Annotated in this window: 12 protein-coding genes and 1 other annotated feature; of the genes, 9 read left to right on the forward strand and 3 right to left on the reverse strand. The window is 60.5% G+C overall.

The window, feature by feature from the left end:
* Window positions 1-75 precede the first annotated feature (75 nt).
* From tsaB to AACR93_RS11370, 3 genes are all read right to left on the reverse strand, one after another.
* Window positions 76-777 (reverse strand): tRNA (adenosine(37)-N6)-threonylcarbamoyltransferase complex dimerization subunit type 1 TsaB, encoded by a 702-nt coding sequence (gene tsaB / locus AACR93_RS11360; RefSeq protein WP_043850839.1) that lies wholly within the window; start codon window positions 775-777, stop codon window positions 76-78.
* Window positions 778-911: 134 nt separating this feature from the next.
* On the reverse strand, window positions 912-2,819 hold the full coding sequence (locus AACR93_RS11365; protein WP_043850840.1) for an ATP-dependent DNA helicase: 1,908 nt from the start codon (window positions 2,817-2,819) through the stop codon (window positions 912-914).
* A 67-nt stretch (window positions 2,820-2,886) separates the two neighbouring features.
* The gene (locus tag AACR93_RS11370; protein ID WP_041207701.1) at window positions 2,887-3,129 is read right to left on the reverse strand and encodes a hypothetical protein; all 243 of its coding nucleotides are present in this window, start codon (window positions 3,127-3,129) and stop codon (window positions 2,887-2,889) included.
* Window positions 3,130-3,316: 187 nt separating this feature from the next.
* Window positions 3,317-3,445, forward strand: a sequence feature (His leader region).
* Between the two features lie 24 nt (window positions 3,446-3,469).
* Between AACR93_RS11370 and hisG the strand changes: the two genes are divergently transcribed.
* From hisG to AACR93_RS11415, 9 genes are all read left to right on the forward strand, one after another.
* Window positions 3,470-4,366, forward strand: a complete 897-nt coding sequence (gene hisG, locus AACR93_RS11375; protein ID WP_043850841.1) for an ATP phosphoribosyltransferase — start codon at window positions 3,470-3,472, stop codon at window positions 4,364-4,366.
* A gap of 12 nt (window positions 4,367-4,378) precedes the next feature.
* Entirely contained in the window at window positions 4,379-5,704 is a 1,326-nt protein-coding gene (gene hisD, locus AACR93_RS11380) for a histidinol dehydrogenase (RefSeq protein ID WP_043850842.1), read from the forward strand.
* Window positions 5,701-6,771: a histidinol-phosphate transaminase gene (gene hisC / locus AACR93_RS11385; protein ID WP_043850843.1), complete on the forward strand. Its 1,071-nt coding sequence runs from the start codon at window positions 5,701-5,703 to the stop codon at window positions 6,769-6,771. Before hisD ends, hisC begins: the two co-directional genes overlap by 4 nt.
* A gap of 15 nt (window positions 6,772-6,786) precedes the next feature.
* Window positions 6,787-7,911 (forward strand): bifunctional histidinol-phosphatase/imidazoleglycerol-phosphate dehydratase HisB, encoded by a 1,125-nt coding sequence (gene hisB, locus AACR93_RS11390; protein ID WP_043850844.1) that lies wholly within the window; start codon window positions 6,787-6,789, stop codon window positions 7,909-7,911.
* Window positions 7,911-8,552 carry an imidazole glycerol phosphate synthase subunit HisH gene (gene hisH / locus AACR93_RS11395; protein ID WP_043850845.1) on the forward strand — a complete coding sequence of 214 codons (642 nt, stop codon included), beginning with the start codon at window positions 7,911-7,913 and terminating at the stop codon, window positions 8,550-8,552. The genes hisB and hisH overlap by 1 nt, the downstream gene beginning before the upstream one ends.
* Window positions 8,553-9,314: a 1-(5-phosphoribosyl)-5-[(5-phosphoribosylamino)methylideneamino]imidazole-4-carboxamide isomerase gene (hisA, locus tag AACR93_RS11400; protein WP_043850846.1), complete on the forward strand. Its 762-nt coding sequence runs from the start codon at window positions 8,553-8,555 to the stop codon at window positions 9,312-9,314.
* Window positions 9,314-10,087 carry an imidazole glycerol phosphate synthase subunit HisF gene (gene hisF, locus AACR93_RS11405; RefSeq protein WP_043850847.1) on the forward strand — a complete coding sequence of 258 codons (774 nt, stop codon included), beginning with the start codon at window positions 9,314-9,316 and terminating at the stop codon, window positions 10,085-10,087. Before hisA ends, hisF begins: the two co-directional genes overlap by 1 nt.
* On the forward strand, window positions 10,080-10,730 hold the full coding sequence (hisIE, locus tag AACR93_RS11410) for a bifunctional phosphoribosyl-AMP cyclohydrolase/phosphoribosyl-ATP diphosphatase HisIE (RefSeq protein ID WP_043850848.1): 651 nt from the start codon (window positions 10,080-10,082) through the stop codon (window positions 10,728-10,730). The genes hisF and hisIE overlap by 8 nt, the downstream gene beginning before the upstream one ends.
* Window positions 10,731-11,006: 276 nt before the next feature.
* Window positions 11,007-12,296, forward strand: a complete 1,290-nt coding sequence (locus AACR93_RS11415; protein ID WP_043850849.1) for a sensor domain-containing diguanylate cyclase — start codon at window positions 11,007-11,009, stop codon at window positions 12,294-12,296.
* Window positions 12,297-12,309 lie beyond the last annotated feature (13 nt).

Here is a 12,309-nt window from a genome sequence, read left to right on the forward strand (position 1 = left end):
CAAGGCCACGACACAACCCATGACAGGGCGAGTCTCGGTGGCAGAGGCGACATGAAAGCCATGGCGCCTTTGCCCTTATTCGCGACCCGGCAGCTTTTTCCAGGTCACCTTGTCACGCAAATATACCGGGGTCGCCTGCTCGACCGCTACCGCTTCACCCGCCAGCCAGGCGGTGCGGGCCAGCGGCAACATGTCTTCTGCGGCCGGGAAACGCACCTGGCTGACCACCAGTTCGTCGGCAAGGGCCTTTAGGGTCTCACCATAGGTCTCAAAGCCGGTGCCGACACAGGAAAAGCGGCCAGAGTGCTTGCCACGGGCTTCCACCAGCGCGGCCGGGCCACTCACCACCTCTTCACCCACCAACTGGATACGACCATCGATCAGCTCGTAGTGACCGAAATAGACCTCGTCCATGCGCGCATCGATGGCGGTCAGCACCCGCTCGGCCCCTTCCAGCCGATAAGCCCCTTGTGCCATGGCCGCCAGGGTGGAGATGCCAATCAGCGGTACGCCAGCACCAAATGCCAGCCCTTGTGCGACGCCGATGCCAATCCGTACACCGGTAAAGGAGCCCGGGCCACGGCCAAAAGCGATGGCATCGAGCTTGTCCAAGGTTATCCCCGCTTCATCCAACAGAGCCTGAACCATCGGCAGGATCTTGCGGGTGTGATCCCGTGGCGCCTCCTCCCAACGGGAGAATACCTTGTCACCCACCAGCAAGGCGGCGGAGCAGGCTTCGGTGGCGGTATCAACGGCCAGGATCTTCAACTCATTCATGCTTTCCAATCTCTATAAAATCAGTCAATTACATAACGGGCAAGCAAGAGATGCTCGCCCGTTGTTCAAATCGTTTGTTAGCGGCAATCCCCCGCCTGAACGGCTGCGACAGGCCATATGTCAGGCGGGTATATTCAACTGCGGTCAAAAAAATTGCCCAGCGTCGCCAGCTCGCGGGTTCGCGGAATGGCGGGCAAACTCTTGATGAAGGTGGCGCCGTAGGGTTTGTTGACCATCCGTGGATCACAGATAACCAGTACGCCGTGATCACTGCGATCACGAATAAGCCGCCCTACCCCCTGTTTGAGCGCAATCACCGCCTTGGGCAACTGAAGTTCGGCAAAGGGATCGCCGCCCTTTAACTTGCAATCCTCCACCCGTGCCTTGAGCTGAGGGTCATCGGGGCTCGCAAAGGGAAGCTTGTCGATGATAACACAGGAGAGCGCAGCGCCTCGCACGTCGATCCCCTCCCAGAAGCTGCTGGTCGCCACCAGCACGGCGCGGCCATTCTCGACAAACTCCTTGAGCAACCGCTGCTTGTTGTCCTCTCCCTGCAGCAAGACGGTACGGCCAATCTCCCGACGCAGCACCTCGGCTACCTGACGCATCACCTGATGGCTGGTGCAGAGGAAGAAACAGCCGCCCGGCGTCTTGTTGATCAGCGGGATCATCAGATTGGCCAGCTGCTCGCCGCGGCCAAAGGCGTTGGGCTCGGGCAGATAGCGGGGCACGCAGAGCCGTGCCTGCTCGCCATAGTCAAACGGACTATCGAGGATTAGCTCGGCGCTGCCCGCCAGTCCCAGCTCGGCCTTGAAGTGATCGAAACGCTGATCGACAGTCAGGGTGGCAGAGGTAAAGACCCAGGCCACTTCGGGGCGTAGCACCTCGGAGCCAAAGCGCTCGGCTACCGAGAGCGGCGTCAGGTTGAGGGTAAAGTGCAGCCGTGAGCAGTCATACCAGTAGGAGAATCCGGTCTGATTGACCGCCAGCACCTCGCCAAGGCGGGTGCGCAGCTCACTGATCCGCTCGAAGGCGTGATCCAGCTGTTCACCCCGCCCCAGCGCCAGCTTCAACACTTCATAGCAGAGCCCGATGGCATCGTTAAGACGAGCCAGTGCCTGGCCCCAGAGCGGTTGGCGCAGCATGTCGCGGGTATTGCCGCGACCTCCATCCACCCCAAAAGCGAGCCGCAGATCCTGACTGGCAATAGCGAGCCGGTCAGCCGCCTTGCCGAGCTGGGCCATATCGTGAGCTTCGGCCCGATAGGCGAGCTGGATATCCTGTGCCAGATCCAGAATGGTACGGCTGCCCACCGACTTGCCAAAGTAGCTGGTGGCGATCTCCGGCAGCTGATGGGCTTCATCAAACACATAGACCTGAGCTTCCGGTACCAGCTCACCAAATCCGGTGTCTTTGACCGCCATATCGGCGAAGAAGAGGTGATGGTTGATCACCACTACCTGGGCGTCCATGGCGCGGCGACGGGCGACCACCAGATGACAGTCGTCGTAATAGGGGCAATCGCGACCGAGGCAGTTTTCATTGGTGCTGGTGACGTGAGCCAGGATCTCGGCGTTCTCCTGCAGCCCCGGAATATCCCCCACGTCTCCATTGTCGGTGGCGGTGGACCAGGACTTCACCTTGACCAGATCATTGAGCACTTCCGGTTTTTGCAGATGGGATTCGCTCAAGAGCCGGTTCATCCGCTCGATGCACAAATAGTTACTGCGCCCCTTGAGCAGGGCCACCGGCGGGGTATAGGAGAGAGCGCCTGTGATGGTCGGGAGATCCCGATAGAAAAGCTGCTCCTGCAGGTTTTTGGAGCCGGTGCTGATCACGATCCGTTTGCCGGACTCCAGCGCAGGCACCAGATAGGCGTAGGTCTTGCCGGTACCTGTCCCCGCCTCCACCAGCAAGCGACCATGACTCTTGATGGCGCGGGCGACCGCCTCGGCCATCTCCAGCTGGGGAGCGCGAGCTTTGAAACCGTCGATATGGCTGGCCAGAGGGCCATCTGGCTTGAACAGGGTCTGGATGGTCAAAGGAGCGTCCCGCGGTCAAAGCGGCCATTATGCCAAAAGTGCGGCAAAAGCGGGACAGATAATCTGCTTAGACGAAGAGATCGATCTGGTGGTCGGGATCCGGCTTGTGATCACTCTCTTCCACCTTCTGCTGATCGTGCTTTTTCTGGCTATAAGCCTGCTCGCGCTGCTGGGAGTCACTGTTGTCGGTGCTGGTCTTGCGCAGCTGATGCTTCTTGCTGATCTGGTTCACTTCCCGCTTGATCTCTTCGCTACCGGGGGTGGCGGGGGCCCGGGGCAAAATGGGGAACAACAGGTCCTGGCTGGGCATGATACGAACTCCTGCAAGGGGTTATTGCCTAGTTATCGACCAGAAAACCGTTTTCTCAACTTTAATCGACCAAATTACATTTTCCGGTTGCTTTTTCCGTCAAGGCAGGTAGTTTAAATCGGGCGTCAACAACGACATCTTATTTGTAAAGGATTGATTACATGCAGTTCACCAGCCTGAAGACTCATCACCACCATCATCATCCCGAATAGTCTTTCAGGAGGTTGACTGCTGGAAGACACGTTACTGGTGACTTCCAAAAGGACCGCAAGATTCATAAACCCTCGGAAGCACCCACTTCCGAGGGTTTTTTCGTTTTTGACTAGAAGGAAATCGAGCAATGGAAACACAACGTCTGCGTATCGCCATGCAAAAGTCCGGTCGTCTTAGCCAGGACTCCCAGGCCCTGTTCAAGAGCTGCGGCCTCAAGATCAACCTGCGCGAGCAGCGCCTTATCGCCCATGTCGAGAACATGCCCATCGATATCCTGCGGGTGCGCGATGACGACATCCCGGGGCTGGTAATGGAAGGGGTGGTCGACCTTGGTATCATCGGCGAGAACGTGCTGGAAGAGGTGCAGCTGATCCGCGCTTCTCAGGGTCAGCCCTTTGCGGTCAAAACCCTCAAGCAGCTCGACTTCGGTGGCTGCCGTCTCTCCCTGGCGGTACCGGAAGACGTAACCTACACCGGGCCAGAGAGCCTGGCCGGCAAACGCATCGCCACCTCCTATCCCGGGCTGCTCAAGCGTTTCTTTGACGAAAAGGGTCTTGGCTTCAAGAGCGTGATGCTGGGCGGCTCGGTGGAAGTGGCGCCCCGCGCGGGTCTCGCAGATGCCATCTGCGATCTGGTCTCCACCGGAGCGACCCTGGAAGCCAATGGTCTGAAAGAAGTAGAGGTGATCTACCGCTCCAAAGCGGTGCTGGTACAGGCCGCCAACCCCTTGTCCGATGCCAAGCAGAAGATCATCGACACCCTGCTGCCCCGCATTCAGGGGATGCAGCAGGCGCGCGAGAGCAAGTACATCATGCTGCACGCCCCCAAAGACAAGCTCGATGCCATCACCGATCTGCTGCCGGGTGCCGAGCGCCCCACCATCATGCAACTGGCCGGTGACACCAATCAGGTGGCCCTGCACGTCGTCTCCAGCGAGACCCTGTTCTGGGAGACCATGGAGCAGCTCAAGGCCCTCGGCGCCAGCTCCATTCTGGTGCTGCCCATCGAAAAGATGATGGAATAAGGAAGGGATATCATGCAGACCCTGATCTGGAAGACCCTCTCCCCCGCCCAGCAGGCCGATGTGCTGACCCGGCCCGCCCTCAATGACGAGGCCGATATCGGCGCCGTGGTCAAAGAGATCATCGCAGCGGTACGCAGCCGGGGCGACGAGGCCCTGCGCGAGCTGAGCCAGCGCTTCGAGCGCGCCCCCCGTGAACAGCTGCGCGTTAGTGAAGATGAGATTGAAGCCGCCTGCACGCGGCTGGAGGACAGCATCAAAAGCGCCATCGAAGCGGCGATTGCCAATATTCGCACCTTCCACGCCGCGCAACTGCAGCAGGTAGTGCGGGTGGAAACCCAACCCGGGGTGGTGTGCGAGCTGCGAACCCAGCCCATCAGCCGGGTCGGCCTCTATGTGCCTGGGGGCAGCGCGCCGCTCCCCTCCACCGTGATGATGCTGGCTATTCCGGCTGCTATCGCTGGTTGCCGTGAAGTGGTGCTCTGCACTCCGTCCCCGGCGAGCGACGAGATCCTGTTTGCCGCCCGCGCCTGTGGGGTCGAGAAGGTGTTCGCCATCGGCGGTGCACAGGCCATCGCCGCCATGGCTTACGGCACCGAGAGCATTCCCAAGGTGGACAAGATCTTCGGCCCGGGCAACGCCTATGTGACCGAAGCAAAGGGGCAGGTTTCCCGCGACTGGCGCGGCGCCGCCATCGACATGCCCGCCGGCCCCTCCGAGGTGCTGGTCATTGCCGACGAGAGCGCCAACCCCGCCTTCGTGGCGGCGGATCTGCTCTCCCAGGCCGAGCATGGCCCCGACAGTCAGGTCGTACTGGTGACCACCTCGCCAGTGCTGGCCGATGCCATCGCAGGGGAAATCAAGAGCCAGCTGGCCAAGTTGAGCCGCCGGGATATCGCCGCGCAGGCGCTCGGCAGCAGTCTGGTGATCCTCTGTGACGATCTGGCCAAGGCGTGTGCCATCTCCAACGCCTACGCGCCGGAGCACCTGATTGTGCAGACCCGAGCCCCGCGCGAGCTGCTGGACCAGCTTGAGAATGCCGGCTCCATCTTTCTGGGAGCATGGACACCGGAATCGGTCGGCGATTACGCCAGCGGCACCAATCACACCCTGCCAACTTATGGCTATGCCCGCACCTGTTCCAGCCTTGGCCTCGCCGATTATCAGCGCCGCTACACGGTGCAGGAGCTGAGCGCCGAAGGCATTCGCGGCCTTGGCCCTATCGTCGAGCGCATCGCAGAGGCCGAGGGGCTCGATGGCCACAAAAATGCCGTCACCCTCAGGTTGAACGCCCTGGCCACCGCGCCCCAACCAACAGCACAGCAGAAGGATTTGTCATGAGCATTGCCAATCTGGCGCGCCGCGTGGTGCGGGCCCTCACCCCTTATCAATCCGCCCGCCGCATCGGCGGCAAGGGCCACGTCTGGCTCAATGCCAACGAGGCGCCGCAGGCCTATCCCTTCACCATCGAGGGAAGCCACCTCAACCGCTACCCCGAGTGCCAACCGGCCGAGGTGGTGAACGGCTATGCCGCCTATGCCGCGGTTAATCCCGATCAGGTGCTGGTGAGCCGCGGCGCCGACGAGGCCATCGAGCTCTTGATCCGCACCTTCAGCGAAGCGGGTGAAGATCAGATCCTCATCTGCCCGCCCACCTACGGCATGTACGCCATCAGCGCCGAGACCTGTGGCGTTGGCATCGTCGAACAGCCGCTGACCGCCAGCCGCCAACCGGACTGGCCCGCCATCGCCGATCGCCTGTCCGACGTGAAACTGGTGTTTCTCTGCTCCCCCAACAACCCCACCGGGGATCTGGTGGGTCGCGACGGCCTCATCGCCCTGCTGGAAAAAGCTCGGGATCGCGCCATCGTGGTGGTGGACGAGGCCTATATCGAGTTCTGCCCCGAGGCGTCCGTGGTGGACCTGCTGGCCCGCTTCCCCAATCTGGTGGTGACCCGCACCCTCTCCAAAGCCTTTGCTCTGGCGGGGATCCGCTGCGGCTTTACGCTGGCAAGCCCCGAGGTGATCGCCATGCTGGCCAAGGTGATCGCCCCCTATCCCATCCCCGAGCCCATCGCCCAGATCGCGGCGCAGGCCCTCTCCCCCATGGGGCTGGAGCTGATGCAAGCGCGAGTGGTCGAACTCAACAAGCAAAAAGCCGCCTTCAAGGCAGAGCTGACAAAGCTTGCCTGCGTGAAGGAAGTGTTCGAGGACAAGGGCAACTTCGTGCTGGTGCGCTTTGTGGATGGCGCCACCGTCTTTGCCGCCATGAAGGCCGCCGGCATCATTCTGCGGGATTTCTCCAGCAAGCCGGGTCTGGACAACAGCATTCGCGTCACCATCGGCTATCAGGGCGAGATGGATGCCGTGCTGGCGGTATTGCGTGACCAGCCCTCTCCCTCTTTTTAAGACAAGGATGTAGCGATGAAGACCCCGTTTTTGTTTATCGACCGCGACGGCACCCTGATTGAAGAGCCGGTGACCGACAAGCAGGTGGATAGCCTCGCCAAGCTGCGCTTCGAACCCATGGTCATTCCGGTGCTGCGCGAGTTGCAGGCCGCTGGCTACGTGCTGGTGATGGTGACCAATCAGGATGGACTGGGCACCGCCAGCCTGCCGCTGGAGAACTTCCAGCCCCCCCACGACCTGATGATGCACCTGTTCGAATCGCAAGGGGTGAACTGGGAAAAGGTGCTGATCTGCCCGCACTTCCCCACCGACGGCTGCAGCTGCCGCAAGCCCCATCTCGGGCTGGTGAAAGAGTACCTCGCCTCCGGTCGTATCGACTTTGCCAACTCCTTCGTGATTGGCGATCGCCAGACCGATCTGCAGCTTGCCGAGAATATGGGCATTGGCGGTATTCGCTACCACCCGCAAGATCACGACTGGCTCGCCATCCGTGATCAGCTGTTGTCCAAGGGGCGCGTAGCCTCGGTGGAGCGCAACACCAAGGAGACCCGTATTCAGGTGGCGCTGGATTTGGACCCTTCTGCCACAAACAAGAGCGGCGGCAACCAGATCGCCACCGGTATCGGCTTCTTTGATCACATGCTGGATCAGATCGCCACCCACGCCGGTTTCCAGCTCAAGCTGAACGTCAGCGGCGATCTGCATATCGACGATCACCACACGGTAGAGGATGTGGGGCTGGCGCTGGGTCAGGCGCTGCGTCAGGCTCTTGGCAACAAGCGCGGTATCGGCCGTTTCGGCTTCGTGCTGGCGATGGACGAGGTGCAAGCGGTGATCGATGCGCGTCCGCTGACCGAGCAGGAAGTGAGCACAGCACTGGATCTCAGCGGTCGCCCCTACTTCGTGTTTGACTGCCCGAGCGGCTTTGGCCGCGACAATGTGGGCGAGATGGCCACCGAGATGGTGCCCCACTTCTTCCGCTCGCTGTCGGATGCCATGGCCATCACCTTGCAGATGAAGGTGGGCAGCGGCAACACCCACCATCAGGTGGAGGCGCTGTTCAAAGGCTTTGGCCGTGCCCTGCGTCAGGCCATTCGGGTGGAAGGGAGCGAGCTTCCCTCCAGTAAGGGAGTGCTGTGATGGATGTGAGCAAGCAGAAGCTGGTCATCATCGACACCGGCTGCGCCAATCTGGCCTCGGTCAGGATGGCGTTCGAGCGCCTCGGCGTGCGGCCGCAGGTCTCCAGCCTGGCAGCCGATATCGAGCAGGCGGACAAGCTGATCCTGCCCGGTGTCGGCACTGCGGTGGCCGCCATGAAAAACCTCAACGAGCGGGGGCTGGTGCCGCTCATTCGCGCCGCCAAACAGCCGCTGCTGGGCTTTTGCCTCGGCATGCAGATGCTGGCGGAGGCCTCCGAAGAGAGCATGAGTGCCGATGGCAGTAAAGGCGATCTCATCGACTGCCTTGGCATAGTGCCGGGCAAGATCCGGCTGATGGAGGTCGGTAATCTGCGGCTGCCCCATATGGGCTGGAACCAGATTGAGCATGACGAGACCCATCCTCTGCTCAAGGGGATCCCGAGCGGCAGCTACTTCTACTTCGTGCACTCCTATGCGCTGGAGGTGACCGAAGCGACGCTGGCGACCTGCGACTACGGCCAGCCGTTTACCGCCATCGTCGGTGGGGTTGCAGAGCACAGCAACTTCTTCGGCGCCCAATTCCACCCGGAGCGCTCAGGCGCAGCCGGTGCCCGTTTGCTGCAAAATTTTCTGGAGCTATGAATGATCATTCCCGCAATTGACCTTATCAACGGTCAGGTAGTTCGCCTCTATCAGGGGGACTACGAGCAGAAGACCGAATACAGCAGCAGCCCGCAAGCCCGCTTCGATGAATATGTCTCCCAGGGGGCGGTGCAGCTCCATCTGGTGGATCTGGACGGTGCCAAGGATGCCAAGGCGCGCCAGCTGCCCCTGCTGACCCAACTGCTGTCGGCCACCGAAGCACCGGTGCAGGTCGGTGGCGGCGTGCGCACCGAACAGGATGTGGCGGATCTGCTGGCCGCCGGTGCCAGCCGGGTGGTGATTGGCTCCACCGCCGTCAAATCCCCGGATCTGGTAGCCAGCTGGATGGAGAAATATGGCCCCGAGCAAATCGTGCTGGCGCTGGACGTCAATATCGATGAGCAGGGAAATCGCCATATCGCGGTGGCGGGCTGGCAGGAGAACAGCGGGGTGACCATCGAAGCGCTGATCGAACGCTTCCTCCCCGCCGGTCTCAAGCACGTGCTCTGCACTGACATCAGCCGTGACGGCACCCTGGCTGGCACCAACGTCGAGCTCTATCGTGATCTCTGCGCCCGCTATCCGAGCGTGGCTTTTCAGGCTTCCGGTGGCATTGGCGGCATCGCGGATATCGAGGCGCTCAAGGGCTCCGGCGTCAAGGGGATCATCCTTGGCCGCGCCCTGCTGGAGGGCAAGTTCTCGGTAGGTGACGCCATCGCCTGCTGGCAAGCTCCCGCGGCCGTTACCACAGGAGGTAACTGATGCTGGCAAGACGCATTATCCCCTGCCTCGACGTGAAAGATGGCGTGGTGGTCAAAGGGGTGCAGTTTCGCAACCACGAGGTGATGGGCGGTATTGTCGAGTTGGCCCGCCGCTACGCCGAAGAGGGCGCTGACGAGCTGGTGTTCTATGACATCACCGCCTCCAGCGATGCCCGGGTGGTAGACAAGAGCTGGGTGAGCCGGGTAGCGGAGGTGATCGATATCCCATTCTGCGTCGCCGGTGGCATTAAAAGCGTGGAAGATGCCCGCCAGATCCTCGAATTTGGCGCCGACAAGGTCTCCATCAACTCTCCGGCGCTGGCCGACCCGACCCTGATCAGCCGACTGGCCGAGCGCTTTGGCGTGCAGTGCGTAGTGGTGGGCATTGACTCCTACTTCGATGCCGAAACAGGCCACTATCAGGTCAAACAGTTTACTGGTGACGAGAGCCGCACCCGCACCACCGCCTGGCACACCCTCGACTGGGTACAGGAGGTACAAAAGCGCGGCGCGGGCGAAATCGTGCTGAACGTGATGAATCAGGACGGCATGCGCCAAGGTTATGATCTCGACCAGCTCAAGCTGGTGCGCAGTGTCTGCAAGGTGCCGCTGATTGCCTCCGGCGGCGCCGGTGCCATGGCGCACTTTCGTGATGCCTTTACCCTCGCCGATGTGGACGGGGCGCTGGCCGCCTCTGTGTTCCACAAGGGCCTTATCCCCATTCCCGAATTGAAACGCTGGCTGAAAAACGAAGGAGTCGCCATCCGTGAATAACTTCTCAGACAACACACAAACAACCGTCAGCGCGCGCCCTCTTGCCGAGCAACTCGACTGGGAAAAATGCGATGGCATGATCCCCGCCATCGTCCAGCACGCCGCCAGCGGCGAGGTGCTGATGCAGGGCTTTATGACCCGCGAGGCGCTGGAAAAGACCCAGACCACCGGTCAGGTCACCTTCTTTAGCCGCAGCAAACAGCGGCTCTGGACCAAGGGTGAAAGCTCGGGCAATGTGCTCAACCTCGTAGCCATCAGCACCGACTGCGATCAGGACTCTCTGCTGATTGCCGCCAACCCCGTCGGCCCCACTTGCCACAAGGGCACCACCTCCTGCTTTAATGGCCACCCGCTGCCCCCCCTCGGTTTTCTGGCCGAGCTGGAGCAGGTGCTGGCCGCCCGCAAAGGGGCCGATCCGGCCACCAGCTACACCGCCAGCCTCTACGGCAAAGGGACCAAGCGCATCGCCCAGAAGGTAGGTGAAGAGGGCGTGGAAGTGGCGCTGGCCGCCATGGCCAAGGATCGGGAGGAGCTCATCAACGAATCCGCCGATCTGCTCTACCACCTGACCGTACTGCTGCAAAACGAAGGGCTGGGATTACAGGATGTGGTGCAGCGACTTTATGAGCGGCATCAAAAATAGTGTTCATCTGCAAAGCCGGGATTAAAACCCCGGCTTTTTTACTTGTTTGCCACTCCTTCCCACGCACGTTGTCATTCAGCTTCCATCATTCACAAAATGCAGGACTCAGCTGATTTCCTTCGATATCAGGACATGAAAATAACTGTGCGATATACCGCAGATCCCTCACAAAATCCGCGAAAATTGAGGGGGATAGTGCTTAATTTAAAGCAGTTGATGGAAATGTTCGTCACTGTTCGAACTCCATCGTTTCTGCTCAAGGATGACCAGACAAACATGAAGGCCCCCTCCTTCTCTACCCGATTGCAGCACGAGTTGGATCACCTCAAATCTATCTTCAACGAGACGGGCGCCTACATGTTTACCAAGGATCTGGAAGGGCGCTACACCTATGCCAATCAGGCAGTCCTCGACCTGTTTGGTTGCTCACTGAGAGAGTTGCAGGGGCAGGATGACAGTGCCTTCTTCGATCTGCACATTTCGGATTCCATTTCCCGCAACGACCGGCTGGTACTGGAACAACAGGTTGCGATCGCCAGAGAGGAGGTGAACTACCTCAAACTCACCGGAGAAAAGCGGGTTTACTGGAGTGTAAAGAAACCGCTCTACGACGGTGAGGGACAACTTATCGGACTATGCGGCATCTCCACCGACATCACAGAGCAAAAACTGATAGAAGTCCGCCTGGCCGAGCAGCACCAGTTGCTGGAGATCATCCTCGCCAATGTCGATGCCCATATCTACATGAAAGACAGCCAGCACCGCTTTCTTTACGTCAATCAAAAGGTCTCCGACCTGCTTGGCCTTCCTGCCGAGCAGATCATCAACCGGCGCGATGATGAGGTGATCCCGGCCGCCAGCGCCTGCCAGCTGTGGCGGCTGGACAACCGGGTATTCGAAACGGGAGAACTGCAAGCCGGAGAAGAGACGCTGACCGATATCGAGGGCAATCAGCACTACTACTGGTCGGTCAAGGTGCCCTTTCTGCTGGGGGATGGCACCCCGACCCTGATCGGTATCTCCTCCGATATCACCGAACTGCACCAGCTCAAGGAGCAGCTGCACCAGCAGTCGGTACGCGATGGCCTCACCGGCCTCTACAACCGCCGCTTCTTTTTCGAGATGTGCGAGAAGAACCTCAGTCTGGACATGCGCCACCACCTCACCTCGGTGCTGATGGTGCTGGATGTGGATCAGTTCAAGTGCATCAACGATCGCTTCGGCCATCCCCTGGGGGACAGGGCGCTGGTTCATCTGGGCAGGGTGATGCAATCGGTGCTGCGCAGCGAAGATGTGCTGGCTCGTATCGGCGGCGACGAATTCGCCATTTTACTGCCCAACACCACCCTCCAGGCTGCCGCATCTCTGGCCGAACGGCTGCGCCTGCAGGTGATGCAAAGCACGCTGCCCCTGCCCGATGGGGATGAGCTGGTCATCACCATCAGTGCCGGACTGGTGGAAAATGGCGAGGGGGAGCTGATGGAGAGCCTCTACGCCCGCGCTGATCAGATGCTCTATCAGGCCAAACAGACCGGCCGCAACTGCGTCGCGTGCAAGGCGCGATAGCTGGCTGGCCAGT

Origin of the sequence: Aeromonas sp. L_1B5_3 (assembly GCF_963866575.1) — a bacterium.
GTDB classification, from domain to species: Bacteria; Pseudomonadota; Gammaproteobacteria; order Enterobacterales; family Aeromonadaceae; genus Aeromonas; species Aeromonas jandaei.